Genomic DNA, 23,385 nt, shown 5'->3' with positions numbered 1-23,385 from the left:
CAGTGCCGGCAACGGGCCCGGGGAGCCAAGCGCTTTTTACGGAACCAGGACTCACTCGTAGCAGACACACTGTGGGAGAGACGGAGACGGACCGCAAGCGCGTCGATATGACGACGGGGGCAATCCCCCCGAAACTGCTGGCGCTGGCCTGGCCGCTGGTTCTGGGCAATCTCCTCCAGACGTTCTACAACCTCGCCGATATGTTCTGGGTCGGTCGCGTGAGCAGCGAGGCCGTCGCTGCCGTCTCCCTGATGTTTCCGCTCTCGTGGCTGTTCGTCTCGACGGCGATCGGTATCACCGCCGCGACGATCGCCTTGGTCTCCCAGTACGTCGGCTCCGATGACGACCGGCTTGCCGACAAAGTCGTCGGCCAGACGATCCTGCTCACGCTTGCCGTCTCGACGGTCCTTGCGGCGCTTGGACTCGCCGCTCGGCGGCCGCTGCTCACCCTCATCGGCGCGCGCGATCAGGTGTTCGTCGAAGCACTCGCCTACATTGAGGTGATCTTCCTCGCGCTGCCGCTGACCTTCCTGTTCTTTGCGTTTCGCTCGTCGCTGCAAGGCGCTGGCGACACGAAGACGGCGATGTGGCTCGTGGTCGTCTCGGCGGGCCTCAACGTCGTTCTCGATCCCTTTTTTATCCTCGGCTGGGGGCCGTTCCCCGAGATGGGGACGCGCGGTGCGGCCGTCGCAACGTTCATTGCTCGTGGTGTTGCCACCGTCGCCGGCGTCTACATCCTGCTCGACGGCCGGTTTGGCGTTCGGCTGCGCCTCGAGGACCTCACGCCCGATCCGACACTCCTCCGGCGGTTGGTCGACATCGGCACGCCCTCGACGATCGATGGCTGGGCGCGCAGTTTCGCATCGGTCGCGATGGCCGGCTTCGTGGCCCGATTCGGTGCAGCACCCACAGCGGCGTATGGAATCGGTGTGCGGCTGATGTCGGTCACGTGGGCCGTCTCGGGTGCCGTCGGAAACGCGACGGCGACCGGCGTCGGCCAGAACCTCGGCGCGAAGACACCCGACCGTGCCGCTGCCGTCACGCGAACGGCGACCGCGGGGACGATGGTTCTGATCGGTGCCGTCGTCGTCGTGCTGCTTGCGTTTCCCGTACAGGCAATGCGAATCTTCGTCGCCGATCCCGACGTGATCGCCGAAGGCGTCGTCTTCCTGCGAATCATGGCTCCCTTCTGGGCGCTGTTTGCCGGCGTGATGGTCATTCAGGGGGCGTTCCGCGGCGCTGGCAACACGAAAGAGGCGATGGTCCTCTCCTTTCTCTCGCGGTGGATCTTCCGGGTTCCCGTCGCGCTCGTGCTCGCCTTCGCCTGGAGCGTGACGGTTCCGTTCATCGGCCTCGAGATCGCCGCTCTCGACTGGGGAGTCAACGGAATCTGGTGGGCCTACGCCTTCGGAATGGCTGCCTCCTTCGTCGTCGCCGTCGGCTGGTTCCGGCTGGGGACGTGGACGGAAGGCATCATCGACGACGACGCTGCGTCGGAGGCGAGTGCACCATCCCGCCCTCGAGGCGAGCAGACGACGGACGACGGCGACGTGGAACCGATCGACGACTGATCAGCGACTGGGGAGCCACTTTTGTAGCGTCGGGCTAAACTCCGCGGCCATCTGGGCGTCGGCATCGGTGAAGGCGTCCGTCGCGATCAGCGTCAGCAGGTAGGTGCCGACGACGACGACCGGGAGCACGCCGGCCGTGATCGTGTTCGACTCGAGGAAGTAGACGACGGGCACGCCGGCGACGGTCGCGGGAACGCCGGCACCGACGATTTTGGCGAAATCCCGCGTGAAAGGATGGATGCCGTCGAGATAGTAGATTTCGACGAGGGTCAGCCCGCCAACGAGAAAGAGCGCCGTCGCCGACCCGATCGCAGCACCTTCGATGCCGACGATTGGGACGAGCGTGAGCGAGACGAGGAAGTTCGCGCCGAAGAGGACGAGCGTGTTGACGAAGACGACCCGCGAGTAGCCAAGCCCCTGCAGCAGCGAGCCGTCGGGGCCGCCGAAGGTGACGTTGAAGAGGAACGCTCCCGCGAGCAGGATGACGACGGTGCTCGCTTCGGCGTACTGGGGCGTGTAGAGGACGGCGAGGTAGGAACTTGCTCCCAGCGAGAGGAAGATTGCGATCGGGAGCGTGATCGCGGCGATCCAGCGGGCCATGATCCGGAACCGCTGTTCGACGAGGTCGATATCATCCCGGGTTTCGGCGATCAGCGGCTTGAACACGGGCGAGAGAGAACTGAAGATGATCGTCAGCCCCGAGCCGAGCATGTAGCCGACGCGGTAGATCCCGACGTTATCCGACTCGAGGAAGAAGCCGAGAATGAAGTAGTCGACGTGGCCCATCAACACGAAGACGACGCTGGTCATCGCCAGCGGGAGCGAGTACGTGACCAGTGGCCCCGGTGCAACGAGTTCGATCTCGGCCGACAACAGGTCCCACGCCTTGTAGGTGAAGACGGCTGTGCCGACCGTGATCGCGACGAACAGGCCGATGACGTAGCCGCCGATCAGTCCGAGCAGTCCGAAGCCAGCAAGCAAGAGGCCCGCAGTGACGACAAACCGGACGATCGGCCGCACCAGGTCGCGCATCAGCACTCGGTACTGGAGTTTCTTGATGCTGTAGTAGGAGGTCAACAGGACCTTGTAGATCGCGAGCATCGGGATCGTGACCGAGAGGAACAACAGCGCGACCCGCATCGAGGGTTCCTGAAAGAGGTCGCCGATCGACGCCGCGCTGAACGCGAGTGCGAACGCAACCAGTGACGACGTGACTAATACGGTCGCCGTCACCTGCACGATCACGCCTTTTGCCTTCCCGCGCTCGCCGCTGGCTAAATACTGCGGCACGAAGTAGTCGATCGCCAGTGGCAAGCCGAGATTCGCGAACACCTGCGTGAACAAAATGACGGACGTCGCCAGCACGAACAGGCCATACACCGAGGGGCTGACGAACCGAGTCATCAGCATGACGATCGCAAACCCCAACACCCCTTTGACGACGTTCCCGGCGAACGTGATGCTGCCTTGCTTTGCGAGCGTCGACACCCCTTCGTCGCGGTCCGGCTCCGGCCCAGCGCCGGCATCGGGGTGCGGGCCGTGTGCGGATCCAGAACCGGTATCCGGATCGCTCATCGCGATTCGTATTCCCGTGTGATCGTGGATGCGCTTTTGCCCATTGACAAGCCCCTCAGCTTACGTATGCTTGCCCGCTCGAGCGACTGTTTCCGTCGGTTCGTGATGCTGTTTGTGGCCATTAAACCCCCGTTGCTGGCTCGAGTTCGTAGGTCGCGACGGCAGCCGCGTCCTCGCCGAAGCGAGGGAACTCGACGTCGAACGCCCACTCCTCCTTCGAGGTGTCGTCGACGGTGACGCTCTCGATGACGGTCTCGAGTTCCTCGCCGTCGGCGTCGAAAAACGTCGCCCGGATCTCGATATACGACAGCGTGCGCTCGCCGACGTTCCTGACGGCACCCCAGACGACCACCCGTTCGTCTTCGGTGCCGGGGTTCTCACGCACGAGATCGTCCCAGACGATCTCGACGTCACCCGGTTCGGTGATCTCCTCGCCGTTGTCCTCGAGGAAGTCCAGACAGCCCGAGAGCGGAGCGAGGACGGCACACGCGAGAAACGCACGACGATGCATCTGCCTACTGTAGACGAGGGCGAGGCTTCAGCGTTCGGGTCGTTGCACATCGGACGGACACGGCCGTCTCACTTGGGGATTCTCGTCGCTATGCATCGATGTGGGACACGGAGACCGAGCCACGGAACCTGCACAGCTGCGACACCCGGCTGGCGACGAGAATCCCGAACTGTGCCAGCCTGACACCAACGTCGCGTTCATGGGACTCCATCGCTACGACAGACTTTTCACTACCAAGTCATACCACCTAGTTGTATGAGCGACTTCGAACAGTTCAGTCAGGTCGGTGAAGCGGATGTCACGCGCGCAATCGGACAGGAGTGGACCGAGGAGTTCATGGACTTCTCGGACTCGGACGTGATCATCGTCGGCGGCGGCCCGTCGGGGCTGACAGCCGCAAAGGAACTCTCCGAGCGCGGCGTCAAGACGATGGTCGTCGAGAAGAACAACTACCTCGGTGGCGGGTTCTGGCTCGGCGGCTTCCTGATGAACAAGGTCACCGTTCGCGACCCCGCCCAGCAGGTCTTGGACGAACTCGAGGTGAGTTACAAGCAGTCCCAGGACAGCGAGGGACTGTACGTCGCCAACGGCCCAGAGGCCTGTTCCGGGCTGATCAAGGCCGCCTGCGACGCCGGCGCGAAGATGCAGAACATGACCGAGTTCACGGACATCGTCATCCGAGAGAACCACCGCGTCGGTGGCATCGTCATGAACTGGACGCCAGTCCACGCCCTGCCACGCGAAATCACGTGTGTCGATCCGATCGCCGTCGAAGCGGATCTGGTGATCGACGCGACGGGTCACGACGCAATGGCAGTCAAGAAACTCGACGAACGCGGCGTCCTCGACGCACCGGGTATCGCCGACGCCGAAGCGAACGCGACGGGGATGGACCAGACCGGCGACGACAGCTACGGCGCACCCGGCCACGACTCGCCCGGCCACGACTCCATGTGGGTCGGCAAAAGCGAGGACGCCGTCGTCGAACACACCGGCCTCGTCCATGAGGGTCTCATCGCGACCGGGATGGCCACCGCGACGACCTACGGGCTGCCGCGGATGGGGCCGACGTTCGGTGCCATGCTCGTCTCCGGGAAGCGTGCGGCACAGGTCGCCTTAGACGAACTCGAGGTCGATGCCAACCCGGTCGAACTGACCTCGCGAGCAGCGTCCGCTGACGACTGACGATTGCAATGGTCGACAGCGTCGTCCTGTATCGCGCCCCGACGACAGTCGTCGACGTCGACGAGCTCGGCGCGTGGCTCGAGGCCCGGATCGACGCCGCGGTCACGGTTCGGGGCCGATTCCTCGACGTCCATCACACCGACGACCTCGCCGAGCGATTCGCCGAGGCACGGGTCACCTCGCCGTACGACCGCGAGACCGGCAACACGATGCTCGGGACGATCCGCTACGAGGAACGCGCCCTCGAGCACCCCGAGCGCAAGGGTGGCGTGCTCTACGACGGCGTCCAGATCCAGCGGGCGCTGAACAGCACGCTCCCCACCGACGGGCGCGGCCTCGAGACGCTGCATGTCCCGATTCTCGACCGAGCGATCGGCACGTGGGGCGACCACGACGGCCGCTGGCACAAGCGCGTGAACGTCCTCGGTCAGCCGGCGCTCGTCTCGGTGCCGGGGCTGTACGAAGCCCCAGCCAAGCCCGAGGCCTACTACAAGGAAAGGCAGCGCCACGCCCTGCTGTCGGGCGACGCGCCGCCGCGGGAAGTACTCGAGAATCAGGTCGAGGGCGACTTTCTCGTCGAGAACGATCCTCGATCGACGGACGCGCTGAAGGGCTACGCGTTGCAGGCCGTCCACTACCTCGAGACCGGCGAGGCGTTTTGTGACCGAGCAGGATGTCGCCTGTTCAACGCCCACTCCCACGAGGATCTGATCGAGGCCCAGTTACTCGATCCGCCGTTCTGTGCGGTTCACGCCCGTCTGTACGGCGACTCGTGACGACGGCCCGTCAGACGAAACCGGTGCTCTCTTTTCGCCGACTCGAGTGCAACAACATACAATGAGTGAACCGTTCACCGTCGACGTTCCCGTCCGGTTTCGCGACCTCGATCCCCTGAATCACGTCAACCACGCCGTCTACGCGAGCTATCTCGAGACCGCTCGCGTCGACTACTTATCAGACGTGGTCGGGATGGCCGACGACGACCTCTCGTTTGTCATCGCAAATCTCGAGATCGAGTACAAACGGCCGATCGTCGCCGGTGACGACCCCACCGTCGCGCTCTGGGTGTCCAGCCTCGGTGACTCGAGTTGGACGATGGCCTACGAGATCCGCGTCGACGGCGACGTTGCTGCGACGGCCAAGACAACGATGGTGCACATCGATTCCGAAACCAAACGGCCGTCGCCGCTTCCCCCCGACGTTCGAGAGCCGGTTTGCGAGTACGAGGACATCGCGGAACAGGCGTCGACGCAGTCCTGAACGGTCGGGGGTCGGTTACGTCGCCTTGAGTCGCCCGCCCGTCAGCCGCACGACGCCGAAGACGTGTGTTTCATCGGCGACGGCCACGGATCGCTCGCGGAGACGCGTATGCGCAGCGTCGATCTTCTCGTCGAGTCGCAAATGGGGGTCGTTTTCGTAGCGCAGTTTCGTCGTCGGTGGCGTCGAAAGGACAACGATCGCTCGAAAAACAGCGTTGACCGGCGGCGCATACCATTCCTCGCTCCGGGCGGCGTTGGCGAGGACGACGTGTCCGCCGGGGCCGACGAGATCACACCAGTCGTCGACCGCCCCCGCGGGATCGGCGAGCATCCCGACGACGAACGTCGCGAGAACGGCGTCGACGGTCGTCTCGTCGTCGATCCCGTCCAGCGGCGGTCGCGTGGCGTCACCCTGGACGACGTGGACGTTGTCGTACTCGCTCGTCAGCTCGCGCGCTCGCTCGAGCACCGGTCCCGTAAAATCGAGCCCGATGACGGTCCCCTCGGGGCCGACCTGTTCGCGCAAATAGGGCAGGTTCGCGCCCGTTCCACACCCCATCTCGACGACGGTGTCGCCGGGCTCGAGCCGGCAGGCAGCGGCCGCTCGTCGCCGCAGCGCCGGAATACCTGGCGTTCGACGCGCGATGACGTCGTAGAGACGCGCCCAGCGGCCGTAAAACGCCTGTGCGTCTTCGGGTTGCATGCGCGCCTCGAGCGCCGAGCGAAGCGATCCCATCTCAGATCAGCGAGCGAATCGTCTCCGCGACCGACTCTGCATCCGGCCCGAGCACGTAGATCAGCGGCTCGATCCCCATCCCGCCGGTCTGGTAGAGCACGGTCGCTTCCGGTTCGTCTTCGATCGCCGCGCCGACGCTCGAGGCGACGTCACCCTCCTCGTCGAACTCGGCGGTGACGTGGCCGCGTTCGGCCAGCGCGTCGAGCAGTTCGGGATCGTATGTGATGTTGATCGCTGCCGACGCAGCCGCGCCGTGGCGACGAGCAGCAAGTAACACCGTCGCGACGTGTTCGGAGACCCCGAACTCGGGACTAGAGGGCACAGTCGTCTGGCCTTTCACGTCAAAGATGCGTCCCGGTACACCGGCGACGTCATCGACGTCGTCGGCGTCGGGCGTGCAGGCGACCAGATTCGAGCCGACCGCGGGAATCAGCCGCGTGAAGCCGCTCGCGTTCTCGAGGGTGCGCAGCCCGCCACGGAGCGACGAGAGCACGCGCTCGCTGGTTCGCAGATCGCTTTCGGGGTCGTGGACGCGGAAACTCGAGCCGTACTCGGCGAGTTCCGGCACGGCGTCTTCGTGGAGTTGCGCCAGCAGGTCCCCGCCGGCCTCGAGGTCCCGAATCAGGACTTCGATCTCGATGAGCGCCTGCACTGGCGTGATGTCGCCGTCGGCGAGTCCGTCGGCGAGTTCGGTGACATGCGCGTCGACGCGCTCGTCGTTGGCGATGCGGTCGTTCGTGGTGACGTCGCCGTGGGCGTACTTCGAGACGGCGCTCTGGCTAATTCCAAGGACGCCGGCGACCTCACTCTGGGTCAGGCCGCGCTCGCGGAGGGCTCCTGCCAGCAGCGACCGGACCGTCGGCAGGAACTCGTCGACGACGATTTCTTCGACGAATTGCATCTGTTTGGTGTCGGTATGGTCGCCCTCGGGATAACTGTGGCCTTCGATATCGGCGTCGTGGAGCGCATCGAGAGCGTTGAACCGGACGGTACGTCAGCGGCGGTACTAATCCGTTCGTGCCGACAGTGGTCGGCGCTTACTCGTTTCGCTCGAGTTGATCGCCGCCGAACTCGTCGTCGCTCTGGATGCGCGAGGCCTGCGGGCCATCTTGATCCTGATACTTCGAACCGCGATCGCTGCCGTAGGGCCGTTCAGCTTCGGTCTTGAGTTCCGTAAATGTCAGCTGGGAGATGCGCATGCCGGGCGTGAGCGCGACGGGGGCACTGCCGAGATTCGAGAGTTCGAGGGTGATCTGGCCGCGGTAGCCGGGATCACAGAGCCCGGCGGTGGCGTGGACGACGACGGCGAGCCGGCCAAGCGACGAGCGCCCTTCGACGTGCGCCAGCAGATCCGCCGGAATCTCGACGCGTTCGTGGGTCGTCCCCAGCACGAAATCGCCGGGATGAAGAATGAAGTCGTCGCCCTCCTCGACGACCGTCTCGGTGACGTACTCGTCGACCTCGCGTTCGGAGGTCGGGTGGATACAGGGGATGTTCGTCCGCTGGAACTCGAGGAACTCCCGGCCGAGTCGGAGGTCGACGCTCGCCGGCTGGATCTGGAGTTCGGGATCGTCAAGAGGGTCGACGACGAGGTCGCCCTCCTCGAGCCGTCGCAGGATGTCCGCATCGGAGAGGATCATATCCGACGAGTCGAACGGTGGGTGTGTAAACCGTTCGATCCGGGTTACTCGAGTGCGGCGTCGATGGCGGTTGCCGTCCGTGTCTCTCTACGGTCGATCTGCTCGCCGTCGACGAAGACGGCTGGCGTTGCCTCGACGCCGTTCGAGCTGCCGTACGATTTGTCGTCTTCAACCAGTGATCGGTGGGTCTCCTCTTCGGCTGCCTCGCGGGCCGCAGCCCCATCAAGATCGAGTTCGGCAGCGGTCGTTTCGATTACGTCGTAGGAGTACGAGCCCATGTAGTCGTAAATCCCGGCCGCAAAGTCCCAGAACGCGTCGTTGCCCTCGGTCTCGTAGAGCTCGCGCGCTGCACACGGGATCGCCCACGACCAGGTCTCGTCGACCGGGATTGGGTAGTTACGCTGTTCGTATCTGATCCGTCCCGGCTCGATGTACGCCTCCTCTATGTCCGGGAAGATTTCCTGTTTGAACTGACGACAGCTCGGACAGGAGAAATCCTCGTAGACGGTTACCGTCACGTCGGCGTCCGGATCGCCAAGCACGGGTGGCTCCGGTGGATCCTCACTACCGAGACAGCCCGCAACTCCGGTTCCGATGCCGACAGCCGCGGCCGTCCCGAGAACCGTCCGTCGCGTGAGTTTCATGATACTAGCTATCGATTCGGCGTAGAAATACGTACCGCCATCCATCCAGGAGCCGGCCCTCCGATCGCCGACGCTTTATCGGTCGCCCTCGAGTGTCGGCGTATGAAACAGGCCATCGTCGCTCGCACCGACATCGGCATGGGACAGGGAAAGCTCGCCGCACAGGTCGCCCACGCGTCGCTGTCGGCCTACGAGAAGGCAGACAGCCAGCTCCAGAGCCAGTGGAAAAGCGGCGGTCAAAAGAAGGTCGTCCTGAAAGGCGACAGCGAGCGCCAACTGCACGAACTCGCCGCGATCGCCGACAGTAACGGGATTCCACACGCGATCGTCAGAGACGCCGGTCACACCCAACTCGAGCCGGGAACCGTCACCACGCTGGCGGTCGGCCCGGCAGCTGACGGCCGTGTCGACAGCGTCACCGGCGACCTCTCGCTGTTTTAGAGGTGACAGCGCCGTCGGTCGAGACGACCGTACTATCATTCCGTTGTTATCACCAGTAAATACTTTTCGTCAACGCAACAAGTTACAGCCACAATGTCGGTACTCTCGACAGAAGACGAAGGCAAGTTCCTGATGGATGTTCGCGGCGAACAGATCGGCATCGTCACCGAAATCGACCCCATTGAACAGGTCGCCTACGTCGATCCTGATCCGAGTCTCACGAACGCGTGGCTCCAGAGTCTCGGCCGTGGCGATGCCGGCGAAGACGACCTCGAGATCCCATCCGAGAATATCGAGACGATCACCGACTCGGAGGTTCGCGTCGACGCAGACCTCAGCAGCGAGACGTAGGCGTGGTGTCAGACTGACTTGTTCGTCTGGGTTTTGTGACTCGAGTAAAGCCACCTCGAGAACGAACCGATTTATCCCCGGCGGCCAAAGCGCTGCTCATCAGTATGCGCCCGGCACATTCCACAGAGCAGGCCGTCGGTATGGAGTACTACGTCAGCGACACCGACGGCGTCGGTGGCCACCTGCGCGAGGACGACGAGCATTTTCGCGTGCGCGAACTCGAGCGCTTTTCGACTGAACCAGTCGGTGCGCCACTGGACGCCTACCCACATCTCGTCTTCCGGGCGACGCTGTCGGGGTGGGACACCAACGACTTCGCCTCGCGACTGTCGGACGCGCTCGGCATCTCTCGAGAGCGGGTCAACTGGGCTGGCACGAAAGACAAGTACGCGGTGACGACGCAGCTGTTTTCGGTCTACGGCGCTGCTCCCGACGACCTGCCGGACATCGACGGAGCCGAGATCGAGGTCCTCGGCCGGGCCGGTCGCTCGCTCGAGTTCGGCGATCTGGCGGGCAACGCCTTCGAACTCGTCGTTAGCGAACCCAACCAGCCCGAAAACGCAGCTGGCATTACGGACGAACTGCACGACTTCGGCGGCCTCGAGGATGCGGACACCGACAGCACTATGGTCGGCGTCCCCAACTTCTTTGGCCAGCAGCGCTTTGGCAGCCGGCGGCCGGTGACGCACAAAGTCGGCCTCGAGATCGCTCGTGGCGACTGGGAGGGCGCGGTGATGGCCTATCTCGGCAACCCGACCGACGCGGAGCCGGAAGGGACACAGGACGCCCGCGCGTTCGTCCAGGAGACGCGCGACTGGCAGGAGGCCCTCGAGCGCTTCCCGAACCGCTTGCGCTACGAGCGCTCGATGCTCCACGGGATCACGGAGTGTGACGGCGAGCCCGGCCCCGACGACTTCCGGGCCGCTCTCGAGCGCGTCCCGTCGAACCTCCAGCGGCTGTTCGTCCACGCCGCCCAGTCCTACGCGTTCAATCTGATGCTCAGCGAGCGCCTCGAGCGCGGGCTGCCGTTCGATACGCCCGTCGAGGGCGACGTTGCCTGTTTCGCCGACACCGACGCCCCAGCGGGCCTCGAGTTGCCCGACACGGACCGCCTCCAGCGGGTCGATGAGCGCCGCGTGCGATCCGTGACGCGCCACTGCGAGCGCGGCCGCGCGTTCGTTACCGCCCCGCTCGTGGGCACCGACACCGACCTCGCCGACGGCGAGCAGGGTGAGATCGAACGCGCCGTTCTCGACGATCTCGACCTCGAGCCCGCGGATTTCGACCTCCCCGGCGAGTTCTACTCGAGTGGCACCCGTCGGGCGATCCTCGTCCGGACACCGCTCGAGTACGAGACCGATCCGTTGACACTCGAGTTTTCGCTGCCGAAGGGGTCGTACGCGACGGTCGTCCTGCGGGAGTACCTGAAGGTCGATCCGATCGATCTGGGCTGAGAGTCGAGTGCACCCGCCAGCGGGGATCTATCAGGATGTATGTCAGTTCGATTACGGGGCTTTTCCACCCGTGTTATGTTGACAGCATCGATGACATAAATCGCGCTATATCTTATAGACAGGGCCGAACAGGGCGGTTTAGGCTGTGGCTTTATTGAATAGGCACCCATACGTCGTGTCATGTTAGAATCAGTAGTGGCCGAGATGTGGGCCGTCGCTCAGTTTGGCCCCCCACTCGAGATGACACAGGCGGAGACAATGCAGACAGTCCAGGAGGACACGTGGCTCAACGCGTCGTTCTGGGCGAACATTGCTCTGGCAGGGGTTTCCATCCTGCTATTCGTGTATATGGGTCGGACCGTGACGGATCCGCGTGCACAGCTCATCTACGTGGCGACGATTCTGGTGCCGCTGGTCTCGATCTCGAGCTATCTGGGCCTCGTGTCAGGTCTCACGATCAGTTTCCTCGAGATGCCGTCTGGACACGCCCTTGCAGGCGAGGAAGTCCTCACAATGTGGGGGCGATACCTGACCTGGACGCTATCGACGCCGATGATCCTGCTGGCGCTTGGCTTGCTGGCAGGCACGAACCTGACGAAACTGTTTACGATCATCACCGCCGATATCGCGATGTGTATTACGGGTCTTGCCGCCGCGTTGACCACGTCTTCGTACGCCTTGCGGTGGTTCTGGTATCTGATCAGCTGTGCGTTCTTTCTCGTGGTGTTGTACGTCCTGCTCGTCGAGTGGCCCAGAGACGCCGAACTCGCCGGGACAGCGGAGATCTTCAACCTGTTGAAGATTCTGACAGTTATTATGTGGTTTGGCTACCCGATCTTCTGGGCGCTCGGGTCGGAGGGGCTAGCCGTTCTCGAGGTCGCGACCACCTCGTGGGGCTACTCCGGGCTCGACATCGTCGCTAAATACATCTTTGCGTTCCTGTTGTTGAACTGGGTCAGGAACAACGAACGGACCATCGCCGAGACGTCCACGACGTTCCGAACCGAAACGGCAACACCCGCTGACGACTAACGAACCGACACGGATCGGTAGCGACACTGAAAATCAGTGTCTATCGGATGGGTGTCGTGCAATTAGTGTGTGAATCGTTTCAGTTGTTACAATCTCTCGAGCATGATCGGACCGAACGACGACCGCGACCTCGTCGACTGGCGGAAAACGACGACCGACGGGACGACAGTGTACGAACTCGAGTACAGCGTGCCCGTCTCGGAACCGACGGGCCGCCCGCGGACGCTGTTCGGGGCCACCAGCGGCGGCACGGTCCCGGCTGCCGAGCAGTCCGTTCGGTTGCCCGACGGCGAGCGGATTCCCGCGACCGACGTGACGTTCGAGGCGGAGGGAACTACGCTACGGATTCGGGTCGAAGAACCGCCATTGCTGGCACGACTCTGGCGAGCGCTTCCGTGGTGGACTCGAGGGTGAGCCGTCGGCCCGACTCGACAGCCGGTGACGGACTCAGCGCAGGATACTTTTGAGAACGGCACCGAAGCCGGCAGCGCCGATACAGAACGCGATAAGGCCGCCGATCCCCGTCAGCGTGAGCACACCGTTGAGGCCGGCAGCGACGAGCAACGGTTTCAGCCAGCCATCCCCGCGACCGATCAGCCGGTCGGCAATGGCGAGATACGCGATCACCGCGCCGATCGCCCACAGCAGGTACGCGACGAGCACGAGCGGAATCGCCACGAGGATCCCGACGATGGTGATGACGAGAACGAACGCCACGATGAGGATGCCGACCAGCGCGAGAACTCCATACATGAACGAGCCGACGGGTTCCTCGAGCACGTCGCCCATCATCCGCTCGGTGTACTCGGGGATGATCGCGATCATGATCGCGCCGACGATCAGCGTGGTCAGAAACGCGCCGACGGCACCGCCGGCGAGGTTGTCGGCTGTCCCGATGCCGATGTCGACGCCCGGATCGGCCTGGGCGAGCAGTCCTGTGAACAGGGCAGACTGTACGAGTCCTATCATAGTTACTGATAGCTCACCGAGTCGAATTAAACTGCTGTGTCAGTCACTGTCGGGTGCAGCGTCGATCGGCCCCGATTTCGCTCATAGGTTTTTGTCCACTCGAGACATGGTATCGTCCATGCGAAGCAAACGTCTGCAGCGCGAGATCGACGACCTCGTCGCCCAGGGCTGGCGGATCGAAGACGAGGACCGCGACCGCGTCGTGATGGTCGACCGGGAGTTTGGCTCGCTCGCCTCACACGTCGTCGTGGCGCTGCTGACGTTCTGGTGGACGGCCGGGCTCGGCAACGTCATCTGGGGAGTGTACAACTACGTCTCGAACTCCCGGCGGCGCATGCTCTGGGAGGAGACGGCGGGCTGTCCCGACTGTGGCGTGGCCGTCTCCGCGGACGCCACGTACTGTCCCGACTGTGGGGCGTCACTCGAGGACCACCCGCGAGCCGGGTCGGCAGCCGACGGTGGCGTGCTCTGTCCGGCCTGTGAGGCAGTCGTCTCCGAGGGCTCACGGTACTGCCGCGCCTGCGGTGTGAAACTCTCGGACGGATCCACATCGGAACGTTCTGAGAACGAATAGATACTCGTATCCAGCCCCATCCCTAATACGGACTGTATGGACGAGCAGCCGGACATTCTCCTGACGAACGACGACGGGATCGACGCGCCGGGTATTCGCGCGCTCTACGACGCGCTCACGGAGGTCGGATCGGTCACCGTCATCGCCCCGGACCGCAACCAGAGCGCGGTTGGTCGGTCGCTGTCGTACGGTCGCACGAGCGACGTGGCGGACGATCCGGACGGGTTCACGCTCGATCTCGAGGAGAGTTCTTTTACCTCGCCAGTGCCCCACACCGACCACGAACTGGGCTACGCCGTCAACGGGACCCCCTGTGACTGTGCCATCGTCGGCGTCAACGCCCTCGAGTCGCCCCCCGATCTCGTCGTTTCGGGCTGTAACGCCGGGGCAAACCTCGGCGCATACGTCTTTTCGCGATCGGGGACCGTCAGCGCCGCCATGGAAGCCGCGTTTCTCGGCACGCCCTCGATCGCGGTCTCGATGGACACGCTCGGGATGGACGGCGACCTCGAGCCCGCGGATTTCGAACGGGCCGGCGAGATCGCTGCAACGCTGGCGCGAGACACCCACGAGACGGGCCTGTTCGACCGGATCGACTACCTGAACGTCAACGTGCCGCGGCCGGATCTGGAGGGCAACGGCGTCGCGTTGACTCGTCCGACCGAAATCTACGAGATGGACGCTACCTTCGAGGACGGCGGCTTCCAGTTGACCAACCGCCTCTGGCAGCAGATGGCCAACCGGGACATCCCTGACCCCGAGGACACCGACCGCCACGCCCTGCTCGAGGGTCGAGTCTCGGTGTCGCCGATGCGAGTCCCCTACGACGTCGTCGAGACCGATGCAGTGCAGACTATTCTCGAGCGCGTGCTCTGACGCCCGTCTCGAGACGATCGAAAACACGTCAACTTTACACGTCCCGCCCGAACTGGCGGTATGGAGTGTCGCCACTGTGCCACGCCGCTCGAGAAACCCGGCGACTACTGTCTGGTCTGTCGAGAGCGAAACACCGAGGCGATCGTCCTCGAGGCGGGGCGCGAGCGGGCGACACTAACGATGCTCGCGAGCGAGGAGGACGACGATCCGACGACGGCCACGCTCGACGATCCGATACTTGGTGAGACGACGATCACGACGATGCCCGAAGACGGCGAGAACGAGGTCGTCGAACTGCGGAACTTCGCAGGGCTGATTGGCGACGAAATCCGGCGCAAGCGCCCCGAAGAAGTGTACGCAGGCGGCGAGCGAGACGTGATCCGGGCCGTTCGTGAGGACATTCACTTCCCGTGCTATCGTGTCGACGACGCAGAGCCTGTCGAGGCGGTCCTCGAGCGCCGCGGCAATCGCGCCCTCGACGTCGTCGAGACGCCGCCGGCCGAAAAGATCGGCGGCAGCCACACCACCCTCATCGGCGGCCGCACAGGGATGCGGGCGATCCACACCGTCGCTGACCACCCCCACGTCAAGAAGGTCATTCCGGGGCCGATCGACGCTGGCGGGAAGGGCTCCCAGTCCGGGCTCCGCGCGAAGGTGACCCGCGCCGACAACGGCGGTAACGTTCGCATGCTCCTACGAGATGGCTCGAGCGTGCAGGAAAACCGCGTCGTCACAACTGCTCGTGACCGGGAGATGGGCGAGATGATTCGAGACGATCTGAACGAGGTCCTGACCGACGCTGAGTTTCAGTAGTCGACGGCCGTCTCGTCGAACAGTCGCCGCTGACGGCCCACTCGCTCGAGGGCGTGTCGTCGATTACGGCGACTCGTCGTCGGGAGATTCGTCTGCTGGTTCGTCCGCGGGTTCGGCAGGCGGCTCTGCTGGGGGATCAGCCGGTGGTTCCTCGGGTGGTCCTGGTTCTTCTGGTGGCTCTCCTGGCGTGTCCTCAGGCGGTCCTGATTCTTCCGGTGGCTCCCCGGGTGGGTCCTCAGGTGGTCCTGGCTCTTCTGGTGGGTCCTCAGGTGGGTCCTCAGGCGGTTCAGTATCCTCCTCGGGTTCGGTCACAGTGACCTGAACCGATGCCGTGTCGTCGTCGGTTCGCAGAGTCGCGGTTCGGTCGCCGACATCCGCCTGAGTCGTCTGGTATGTCAGCGAAACCGACCCTGTTTCGTCCGGATCGAGCGAGGTCGACTGGCTGTCAACACCCTGTTGCTGGTCGAGATCCAACTCCACGACCGTCTCGCCAGCTTCGCCGCCGACGTTCGTCAGTTCGACAGCCACCTCGAGTGTGTCCCCAGCTTCAACCGAGTCGGGTGCGCTGACGCTCGAGATCTCGAGCGTCGCTGGCTCGAGTGGTTCCTCGACGGTCACCTGTGTCGTCGCCTCGTCGTCCTCGCTGCGGACCGTCACCTCGAGTTCGCCGACGGCTTCGGGCTGGGTCTGGTACGACAGCGTCACGGTTTCACTCTCCCCAGCCTCGAGGTCGACCTGTGTCGTGTCCACGACTTGCCCACCGATCTCGAGTGAGAGTTCCTGAGACCCCGCCGAGCCGCCGACGTTGTCGACGTTGACCGTCACCCCGAGCGTCTCACCGGCCACCACAGGATCGGTCGCCTCGAGGATGGAGACTGAAAACTCCGGCTCCAGATCGAGGTAGTCGCCGGCGGGCTCTGTTTCGGCCCGAAGCGTCTCGTCGTAGAGATACGACGAGAGGTCGACCGCCCAGACGAGCCGCTCGTCGTCGGATGCAGGCGTCCACTCGGCAGTGAACGTGTGGGACCCGGGCTCGAGCGTGGGCGGTTCGTCCGGGGTCATCCCGGCGACGAACGCGCCGCCGAAGAGGTCGAGCTCGTTCGGGTTCTCGTAGCCGAACGTCACCGCCAGGCTGTCGTCTTCCTCGGGCGCGACGTCCTCGAGGGCGATCGTCGGCTGCTCGGGCCGCCGTTCGTCGACGCAGTCGTCGGGGTTGCCCTCGCGGATTTCGTCCGGTCCGAACCAGTTGACGATGATCGTTCCGATAGTCGACCCGAAGCCGTCATCCGGGAGTCCGACGACGGCGTCGTCGTTGGTTTCGTCGACGACGCCGTCACCCGCGCCGATCTCGAACCGGATCGTTCCGGAAAACGGGGCGTCGATTTCTTCGCCGACCGTGAGCCCATGATGAGCGTTGCCGACGCCCGCCGAGTCGACAAAGAGGGTCTCGACGGTCAGATCGTCGCCGTCCTCGAACGCGCCGGAGACGGTGGCCTGCGTACAGTCGACGAACTCGATTTCGGGGTCGTCGTCGTCTTCGTCATCGGTGCCGTAGACGAGAACCGTGCGTTCGTCAGAGGCAACGGCGCTCTCGACGCGAACCGGAAACTCCTGGTCGTTCTCGACGAGCGCCGTTTCGAACGCCATCGTGACCGTCTCGCGCTCGCCTGGCTCGAGTCGCACCGCGGCGCTGTCCACGACGGTCGGCTCGTGGCCGACGACGAACTCGAGATCCTGGGTCACGGCGACCGCGCTCGCGTTTTCAATCTCGGCGGTCACCTCGAGGATCTCGCCGGCATCGACGGGGTCGTTCGTCCCGGTGATCGTTATGCTCACGTCGACGTCGTCGGTGCCGATCACCTCGACGTCGCGGACAGCCGCGTCGTCGTCGCTTTCGACTCGGACGGGAAACGTCTGAGTTCGCCGGACGAGCGCCGTTTCGAACTCGAGATCGACCGTCTCAGTGTCGCCACCGGCGACCGTCACCGTTTGGGTGTCGACGAGTTCGGGATCGTGACCGACGATCAGTTCGATCTCCTGGGTCGTCTCCGACTCGGCGGTGTTCTCGAGCGTCGCCGTCACCTCGAGGACGTCGCCGGTCGTCACCGGGTCGTTCGTCTCGAGACTCGTCACTGCAAGCGGCGGCTCATCAATGTAGACGAAGACCGGGACCTCGTCCAAATCGCCCTCGGTTTCGATCCGAACCGGGAACCGCTGGGCAGTCTCGACGACGGCGGTCTCGTAGCCCATCGTGATCGTCTCGCTGTCGCCCGGCTCGAGCGTCACCGTCGTCGTGTCGACCACGGTCGGATTGTGGCCGACGACGAACTGGAGTTCTCGGGTGAGTGCCGAACCGTGAGTGTTCTCGACGTCGGCAGTCACCTCGAGAAACTCGCCTGTCTGGACCGGCGAATTCGTCTCGGTGATCGTCACGTCCAACCCGATATCGTCGGTGCCGATCACCTCGACGGTTCGCTCGTCGGCGCTGTCGTCCGCTTCGACCCGCACAGGGAACGTCTGGGTTCGTCTGACGAGCGCCGTTTCGAACTCGAGGTCGATCGTTTCGGCCTCACCACCGCCGACAGTCACCGATTGGCTGTCGACGAGTTCGGGGTCGTGGCCGACGATCAACTCGACATCCTGTGTCAGTTCGGTGTCGGTCGTGTTCTCGAGTGTCGTCGTGACCTCGAGCACCGCACCGGCGTCAACGGGATCGTTCGTCTCGGTGATCGTCACGTTCAACTCCGCGTCGGGGTCGCCGACGTCGTCGATCATCCACGGGCTGGTGGACGTGACGGAGCCGTGCTCGTCGATCACCCAGGTGATGATCGGACAGCCGTGACAGCTGCTCTCGAGGGCAAGCGTTGCGGTATCTTCGCTGCCGCTCACCGCCGTTTCGCCCAGAATGACGTCCGCATGACCGAGCCACCAGACCACCCGCTCGAGTGCGCCGTCGGGGTGGGCGACGTCCAGTTCGAGGTCGATCGGGTCGTCAGGATCGACCGCGATCGAGTCGCCGGCCGGCCGTTGCCTCTCGACGGTCGGCGCTGCGGTGCCGGTTTCCGCCACAGTGACCGTCCACGTCGCTCGAGCAGGGTTGTCGTCGCCGACGGCGGCGGTGACCTCATAGGTGCCAGCAGCGTCGAACGTCGTCTGCCAGTAGTCGGCCCCGCGATGGCCGTAGTACGCGCTGTGCCAGGGCCCCATCGACCAGCCGGCGTACGCTCCGTCGACGAACCACTGCGTTTGACCACCGTACTCTCCCAACGCATCCGATTCGACCTCGAAGAGGACCGTGGTCCCCGGCTGAACCGTGAGCTCTCGGTCCGGCCACATCTGCGTCGCGTCGAGTTCGTCAACTGCGAGGACATCGACCGTTTGCTCGGCTGCGTCGCCATCGACCTCGAACCGGACCATGACCGTGTCGTCCTGCTCGACCGGAGACGTCCGGAAACTGACGTAGTCGAGCGTTCGGGTCGCCCCGGGATCGACTGGCGTCTCGATCGTCGACCGATGCTCACCCTCGTAAAAGGCGTCGACGGCCGCTCGCACCGGCGTGGTGCCGGTGTTTTCGACTTCGACCGTGACCTCGAGCAGCGACCCGCCCTTGACGGGTGCGTTCGTCTCGAGGATTCGGACCTCGGTGACGCCGTCATTCTGGACGGCGCGACCCCGTCTTCTGAGCCCCCGTTCGACTGCTTCCACGCTCCCCATAAGTGTCACCGCCAGACCGCTCCCGGCGGTGAGATATGTTCGTCGCCGCATGTTGTCACACACCACGACAAACGGTATAATGCATTGTTAGGGAACTTTTGACCGTTATTCTTTGTGATGAGACGGCTACGAAAACGACGCGAATGTGGGCCGTCAAACACCGGCTCCGTCTCGGAGCGACACGACTGCGGCCGAGTTCCGGTCGCTATCGAAACTCGACGTAGAGTGGAACGGCGCAAATACTGTCAGTAGCCGATGGAAGTGACACTGTCTGCTGGTTGTCAGTCCCTTATCCGGGCGGCTGTAATTAGATATAATTAGTCATGCCCGAACGACCGGATGCCGTCCTGGCTGCGATTCCGCTGCTTGCGGTGAGTGGACTCGTCGTTCGATCAGCCATCGCGATGACGGGCGTCGCAACGGGACTGCTTGCGGCTCCACTTGCACCCGTCGGCTACCTCGCTGCCCTCGTGTTCGTCTTCCGGGAGCTACTCGCCGGCCCAGTCGCGAGGGCAGCGGCTGACACATAGTCACGTTCGCCGGCGGCTCCGGTGTGACTCAACAGGTTTAAGAATCCGCTGGGGATAGCTAGTCCTACTATGGCCGATAAAGGAACAGTCGGTAGCGCAGGCCGCTTTGGCGCACGCTACGGTCGCGTTGCTCGACGTCGCGTCAGTGAGATCGAAGACGACATGCAAAACTCCCAGGTCGACGGTGACGACGTCAAACGCGTCGGAACCGGTATCTGGAAGAACGAAGAGACCGGCGAAGTCTTTACCGGCGGTGCTTACCGTCCGGAGACACCCGCCGGCCGTACTGTCAAGCGCTCCATCCGCGCCGCACTCGACGAAGACGAATAACGACCACGGACACTGATTCAGTATGAGTTACAAATGCTCCCGGTGTAAGCGCGACGTCCAGATCGACGAGTACGGTGGCGTTCGCTGCCCCTATTGCGGCCACCGCGTGCTCCTGAAAGAGCGCAGCCGCGACGTCAAGGAAGTCGGCGTTCAGTAACCGCGCGTGTCTTCTCACGACGCGACCCTCGAGTTCGAGTACGAGACGCCGTCTCGTGCACGACTCATCGCCGATAGCGTCCGCCGCGAGATCGGTGAGATCGACGACGCCCGCTCCCAGACGACCATCGAGCACCAGCAGTCGGTCGTCCGCATCGATATCGAGGCCGCGGATGTCATCGCCCTCCGAGCGGCACTGAACACCTGGTTTTCACTCGTCGACGTCGCCGAACAGACGGCCACCATCGGCGAGCGCACGCTCGAGTCGCCGTAAGCGCGTCTATTCGACTCGAGTTATGCTGCGTGTGGCCACTCGAGTCGCTGTCTCGATGCAGTACTCGTTGGCAGTCGCCGGTTTGTGATTTTTCCCCGCAACGAGCAAAACGGACGTATGACCACAGCCGCCGGTATGCGACATCGGCTTTTGGTGTCGGGCGGAACGGTCGGGTTTGGCTTCGGTGCCGTCATCGACGCCATGATCTTCCACGTCACGCTTCAGACACACCACCTCCTGTCGGGGTTCTATGACCCCTACAGCCTCGACGGGTTGCGAACGAACGTCATGATCGACGGCCTGTTCTTGCTGGTCATGCTCGGCGTGATGATCGGCGGGCTCGGTGGCCTCTGGCGAACCGTCAACGGGGCCGACGAACGGTTTTCGACCCGCTATCTCGTCGGTGCGGTCGTGGTCGGGATGGGCGTGTTCAACGTCATCGACGGGGTCGTCAGCCACTACGTACTCGATCTCCACAACGTCGTCCACGGCACCGAAGCGTGGAACCCCCACTGGCTCGCCGTGAGTATCCTCTTGCTCGTGCTCGGTCTCGCGGTTTTGCGGGCCGCCGACGGACACACGGCGACGTAACCGTCGTGGAAGGCAGAACGGCAAATCGGACGACGGGACTCTTCTCACTCGAGCCCGATCGTCGTCGAACCGCGCTCGAGAAAGGCGGTTTCGTATCCTTCGTGACGGGCCATCTGTGGTGGCGTTTCGACAGTGAGCGTGAGTTCGTCGCCTCGCTCGAGAACGTCCGGCTCGAGCGTGGTGCTGTAACAGTGGCCGTACTGGGCGTCGATCGTCTCGGCGAGCGCTTCGGTGGCGATCCGGTCGCCGCCTCGAGACACCGTAGCCGAGAGTGACATGAACAGGAGCGGATACCGGTTGTGTCTCGTCTGTGGTGTCACCGCAAGCAATGGAGTCTCGAACCCCGAACGAGCATCGCGCTTGATGTGGGCAGTGGGAACGACGACGTCACCGCTTTGTCCGACACCGACTCGAGTTGCGCCACCGGATGCGACTGCCGAGCGATGAACGGGGTGGTCCGCCATCGGCTCGAGCGCACTGGACTCGCCCCGACCTTCGTCCGCGTCGATCAGCCGGCGCTCGAGGCCCTCGATTTCGGCCGTGTTATACGTGAACTCGAGATCGATGGTCGTCGGCTCGTCCAGCCGGTCGGCAAGCGACTCGGTCCTCACAGCATTCGCTGGACCGACGTGGACCGTCGCCGCGTACGTGCCGTCGCCGTCGAGGACAACGTTGTCGCCATAGTGTGGTCCCATCCGCTGGGAGAGCATCGGCCAGAGCGATCGTTCGTCGACGCGTTCGCCGTCGTCCGTCCCGTTCTGTCGCCGAATCGTCGTGGTCACCGATGTGGGAACGATCACTCCCGAGTCGGCGTCGTGGACGCCCACCATCAGGTGCAACGCGTGTCGCGACCGAACGTCGGCGCGGCTTCGCTCGGTACCGGCGACCGGCCAGAACGAGTGCGGGCGGGTTGCGGCAAGCGAAATCGACCACCCATTCGTAGTCGCCGTCCCATAGGTCATCGTTTCGTCCACGTGGGGCGGGACGTAAACGCCGTCGGGCGGGTCGACGACGAGTTCGCGCCACGCGTCGTCTCGACGCAGCGTTTCGAGGCAGCCGGCCGAAAACGCGGTGAGCAGGCAACCACCGGCCGCGAGTGCCGTCCGTCGTCGCATCACGATACCCACAGCGGTGTTTCGGATAGCTGTCCGGGCTGCGCTCGCCGGGACCTGCTGGTCGACGACAAAGCTTGGCTTTATCAGTCCGGAGGGCGACGGTCGAGATATGCAGGGTAATCTACCGCCGGAAGCACAGGAGAAAATCGAACAGTTGCAGGATCTTCAGGAGACCGCCCAGACGGTCGCCGTCCAGAAGCAGGAAGCCGAATCGAGCCTCACCGAGGCCGAAAACGCCCTCGAGGAACTCGAGAACATCGACGAGGAGACGCCAATGTACCGCAAGGTCGGCGAACTGCTCGTCGAGACGGAGTACGACGAGGCCGAAGACGACCTCGAGGACAAGGTCGACTCCCTCGAGATTCGCCTCGAGACCCTCGAGAAACAGGAAGAGCGCGTCCAGGACCAGTTCGAGGACCTGCAGGGCGAGCTCGAAGAGCTCCTCGGCGGCGCAGGCGGCGGCATGGGCGGCCCAGCCGGCCCAGGCGGCCCGGGCGCTGGCGGCGCATAAATGCAGACTGACGAGCCGACGGACACCGACGTCGTCCAGACGGCGTCGGACGCTGCAGAAGGCTACGTCTTCTCGCAGTACAAACAGTCGGCCGTACGCGATCTCGACGTCACCGTGACGTTCGAAGACGGCGTCCTCGAGGTCGACGTCTACCTCAACGGACCCGACAGCGAGGGGACGCCCACTCCCGAACAGGTCGCCGACGACGCTGCACTCGCGGCGCGGGAAGCGGTCGACGAACTGTTCGGCGAATAAGAAAGCGGCCGATCGACGGCCGAACGTGCCGTTTTCGTGGTACAACTGGATCAAGAGCGCGCCGCTCGCGGAGCCGAGCGGGCTCTCTGTCGTGTGCCAGTGGCGACTGTACCGAGAGAGAGATCTCATTGATAGGTCCCCGGAAGCCCCAGCAGCAGCCGTGGCCGGACCGCAGGCTGACTCAGTAGACCGTCCAGTAAATCCGTACCCGGTAGCGGTCCCTACTGGAGATAGAGTTGTGCGGCAGTGTCGAAGCACGATTCTGGAGATCCAGCAAA

General features: G+C 63.9%; 28 protein-coding genes. 19 read left to right on the top strand and 9 right to left on the bottom strand.

What is annotated here, in order from left to right; translation table 11 throughout:
* Positions 1–107 precede the first annotated feature (107 nt).
* A complete protein-coding gene (locus tag BW940_RS12745; protein ID WP_076609748.1) occupies positions 108–1,571 on the top strand; it encodes an MATE family efflux transporter in 1,464 nt (487 codons plus the stop codon).
* On the opposite strand, the gene BW940_RS12740 is transcribed toward BW940_RS12745, so the two are convergent.
* Both BW940_RS12740 and BW940_RS12735 read right to left on the bottom strand, forming a co-directional pair.
* On the bottom strand, positions 1,572–3,146 hold the full coding sequence (locus tag BW940_RS12740) for a flippase (RefSeq protein ID WP_076609600.1): 1,575 nt from the start codon (positions 3,144–3,146) through the stop codon (positions 1,572–1,574).
* A gap of 121 nt (positions 3,147–3,267) precedes the next feature.
* Positions 3,268–3,657, bottom strand: a complete 390-nt coding sequence (locus BW940_RS12735) for an FxLYD domain-containing protein (RefSeq protein WP_076609599.1) — start codon at positions 3,655–3,657, stop codon at positions 3,268–3,270.
* 255 nt (positions 3,658–3,912) lie between these two features.
* Between BW940_RS12735 and BW940_RS12730 the strand changes: the two genes are divergently transcribed.
* The 3 genes from BW940_RS12730 to BW940_RS12720 all read left to right on the top strand — a co-directional run bounded on the left by BW940_RS12730 (position 3,913) and on the right by BW940_RS12720 (position 6,102).
* The gene (locus tag BW940_RS12730; protein WP_076609598.1) at positions 3,913–4,842 is read left to right on the top strand and encodes a sulfide-dependent adenosine diphosphate thiazole synthase; all 930 of its coding nucleotides are present in this window, start codon (positions 3,913–3,915) and stop codon (positions 4,840–4,842) included.
* Between the two features lie 8 nt (positions 4,843–4,850).
* The gene (locus tag BW940_RS12725; RefSeq protein WP_076609597.1) at positions 4,851–5,618 is read left to right on the top strand and encodes a DUF7001 family protein; all 768 of its coding nucleotides are present in this window, start codon (positions 4,851–4,853) and stop codon (positions 5,616–5,618) included.
* 61 nt (positions 5,619–5,679) lie between these two features.
* Positions 5,680–6,102, top strand: coding sequence for an acyl-CoA thioesterase (locus BW940_RS12720; protein WP_076609596.1), 423 nt, complete (start codon positions 5,680–5,682; stop codon positions 6,100–6,102).
* Positions 6,103–6,117: 15 nt separating this feature from the next.
* Here BW940_RS12720 and BW940_RS12715 read toward each other — a convergent pair whose 3' ends face one another.
* The 4 genes from BW940_RS12715 to BW940_RS12700 all read right to left on the bottom strand — a co-directional run bounded on the left by BW940_RS12715 (position 6,118) and on the right by BW940_RS12700 (position 9,121).
* Positions 6,118–6,837, bottom strand: a complete 720-nt coding sequence (locus BW940_RS12715) for a class I SAM-dependent methyltransferase (RefSeq protein ID WP_076609595.1) — start codon at positions 6,835–6,837, stop codon at positions 6,118–6,120.
* A 1-nt stretch (position 6,838) separates the two neighbouring features.
* Positions 6,839–7,738: a thiamine-phosphate synthase family protein gene (locus tag BW940_RS12710; RefSeq protein ID WP_076609594.1), complete on the bottom strand. Its 900-nt coding sequence runs from the start codon at positions 7,736–7,738 to the stop codon at positions 6,839–6,841.
* A 136-nt stretch (positions 7,739–7,874) separates the two neighbouring features.
* Entirely contained in the window at positions 7,875–8,477 is a 603-nt protein-coding gene (gene dcd / locus BW940_RS12705; RefSeq protein WP_076609593.1) for a dCTP deaminase, read from the bottom strand.
* A 44-nt stretch (positions 8,478–8,521) separates the two neighbouring features.
* A complete protein-coding gene (locus BW940_RS12700; RefSeq protein ID WP_076609592.1) occupies positions 8,522–9,121 on the bottom strand; it encodes a DsbA family protein in 600 nt (199 codons plus the stop codon).
* A gap of 102 nt (positions 9,122–9,223) precedes the next feature.
* On the opposite strand from BW940_RS12700, the gene pth2 reads away from it, so the two are divergent.
* The 5 genes from pth2 to BW940_RS12675 all read left to right on the top strand — a co-directional run bounded on the left by pth2 (position 9,224) and on the right by BW940_RS12675 (position 12,813).
* Positions 9,224–9,562 (top strand): peptidyl-tRNA hydrolase Pth2, encoded by a 339-nt coding sequence (pth2, locus tag BW940_RS12695; RefSeq protein WP_076609591.1) that lies wholly within the window; start codon positions 9,224–9,226, stop codon positions 9,560–9,562.
* A gap of 93 nt (positions 9,563–9,655) precedes the next feature.
* Complete coding sequence (locus BW940_RS12690) at positions 9,656–9,913, top strand: hypothetical protein (RefSeq protein WP_076609590.1); 258 nt, start codon at positions 9,656–9,658, stop codon at positions 9,911–9,913.
* A gap of 104 nt (positions 9,914–10,017) precedes the next feature.
* A complete protein-coding gene (gene truD, locus BW940_RS12685; RefSeq protein ID WP_076609589.1) occupies positions 10,018–11,367 on the top strand; it encodes a tRNA pseudouridine(13) synthase TruD in 1,350 nt (449 codons plus the stop codon).
* Between the two features lie 240 nt (positions 11,368–11,607).
* Entirely contained in the window at positions 11,608–12,399 is a 792-nt protein-coding gene (locus tag BW940_RS12680; protein ID WP_076609747.1) for a bacteriorhodopsin, read from the top strand.
* Between the two features lie 102 nt (positions 12,400–12,501).
* The gene (locus BW940_RS12675) at positions 12,502–12,813 is read left to right on the top strand and encodes a hypothetical protein (RefSeq protein ID WP_076609588.1); all 312 of its coding nucleotides are present in this window, start codon (positions 12,502–12,504) and stop codon (positions 12,811–12,813) included.
* 33 nt (positions 12,814–12,846) lie between these two features.
* Here BW940_RS12675 and BW940_RS12670 read toward each other — a convergent pair whose 3' ends face one another.
* Positions 12,847–13,368: a hypothetical protein gene (locus BW940_RS12670; protein ID WP_076609587.1), complete on the bottom strand. Its 522-nt coding sequence runs from the start codon at positions 13,366–13,368 to the stop codon at positions 12,847–12,849.
* A gap of 118 nt (positions 13,369–13,486) precedes the next feature.
* Between BW940_RS12670 and BW940_RS12665 the strand changes: the two genes are divergently transcribed.
* The 3 genes from BW940_RS12665 to BW940_RS12655 are packed head-to-tail and all read left to right on the top strand — an operon-like array spanning position 13,487 to position 15,631.
* Complete coding sequence (locus tag BW940_RS12665; protein WP_076609586.1) at positions 13,487–13,942, top strand: zinc ribbon domain-containing protein; 456 nt, start codon at positions 13,487–13,489, stop codon at positions 13,940–13,942.
* 36 nt (positions 13,943–13,978) lie between these two features.
* Positions 13,979–14,818, top strand: a complete 840-nt coding sequence (gene surE / locus BW940_RS12660; protein ID WP_076609585.1) for a 5'/3'-nucleotidase SurE — start codon at positions 13,979–13,981, stop codon at positions 14,816–14,818.
* Positions 14,819–14,878: 60 nt separating this feature from the next.
* A complete protein-coding gene (locus BW940_RS12655) occupies positions 14,879–15,631 on the top strand; it encodes a DUF2103 domain-containing protein (protein WP_076609584.1) in 753 nt (250 codons plus the stop codon).
* 63 nt (positions 15,632–15,694) lie between these two features.
* On the opposite strand, the gene BW940_RS12650 is transcribed toward BW940_RS12655, so the two are convergent.
* Positions 15,695–19,396, bottom strand: a complete 3,702-nt coding sequence (locus BW940_RS12650) for a CARDB domain-containing protein (protein WP_076609583.1) — start codon at positions 19,394–19,396, stop codon at positions 15,695–15,697.
* 272 nt (positions 19,397–19,668) lie between these two features.
* Here BW940_RS12650 and BW940_RS12645 point away from each other — a divergent pair, with 272 nt between their 5' ends.
* The 5 genes from BW940_RS12645 (at position 19,669) to BW940_RS12625 (ending at position 21,226) form a co-directional block, all read left to right on the top strand.
* Positions 19,669–19,875: a hypothetical protein gene (locus tag BW940_RS12645; RefSeq protein WP_076609582.1), complete on the top strand. Its 207-nt coding sequence runs from the start codon at positions 19,669–19,671 to the stop codon at positions 19,873–19,875.
* A gap of 69 nt (positions 19,876–19,944) precedes the next feature.
* Positions 19,945–20,205 (top strand): 50S ribosomal protein L37ae, encoded by a 261-nt coding sequence (locus BW940_RS12640; RefSeq protein WP_076609581.1) that lies wholly within the window; start codon positions 19,945–19,947, stop codon positions 20,203–20,205.
* Positions 20,206–20,227: 22 nt separating this feature from the next.
* On the top strand, positions 20,228–20,362 hold the full coding sequence (locus BW940_RS12635) for a DNA-directed RNA polymerase subunit P (protein WP_006064440.1): 135 nt from the start codon (positions 20,228–20,230) through the stop codon (positions 20,360–20,362).
* A 6-nt stretch (positions 20,363–20,368) separates the two neighbouring features.
* Positions 20,369–20,635 (top strand): KEOPS complex subunit Pcc1, encoded by a 267-nt coding sequence (locus BW940_RS12630; RefSeq protein ID WP_076609580.1) that lies wholly within the window; start codon positions 20,369–20,371, stop codon positions 20,633–20,635.
* A gap of 117 nt (positions 20,636–20,752) precedes the next feature.
* Positions 20,753–21,226: a DUF2243 domain-containing protein gene (locus tag BW940_RS12625; protein ID WP_076609579.1), complete on the top strand. Its 474-nt coding sequence runs from the start codon at positions 20,753–20,755 to the stop codon at positions 21,224–21,226.
* 44 nt (positions 21,227–21,270) lie between these two features.
* Here BW940_RS12625 and BW940_RS12620 read toward each other — a convergent pair whose 3' ends face one another.
* The gene (locus tag BW940_RS12620; protein WP_076609578.1) at positions 21,271–22,341 is read right to left on the bottom strand and encodes an iron transporter; all 1,071 of its coding nucleotides are present in this window, start codon (positions 22,339–22,341) and stop codon (positions 21,271–21,273) included.
* A 109-nt stretch (positions 22,342–22,450) separates the two neighbouring features.
* On the opposite strand from BW940_RS12620, the gene BW940_RS12615 reads away from it, so the two are divergent.
* On the top strand, positions 22,451–22,852 hold the full coding sequence (locus BW940_RS12615) for a prefoldin subunit beta (RefSeq protein WP_076609746.1): 402 nt from the start codon (positions 22,451–22,453) through the stop codon (positions 22,850–22,852).
* Positions 22,853–23,107: a DUF3194 domain-containing protein gene (locus tag BW940_RS12610; protein ID WP_076609577.1), complete on the top strand. Its 255-nt coding sequence runs from the start codon at positions 22,853–22,855 to the stop codon at positions 23,105–23,107.
* Positions 23,108–23,385 lie beyond the last annotated feature (278 nt).

This window comes from Natronorubrum thiooxidans (assembly GCF_900156475.1).
In the GTDB taxonomy this organism is placed as follows: domain Archaea; phylum Halobacteriota; class Halobacteria; order Halobacteriales; family Natrialbaceae; genus Natronorubrum; species Natronorubrum thiooxidans.
This window is presented reverse-complemented; position numbering and strand designations above follow the sequence as displayed.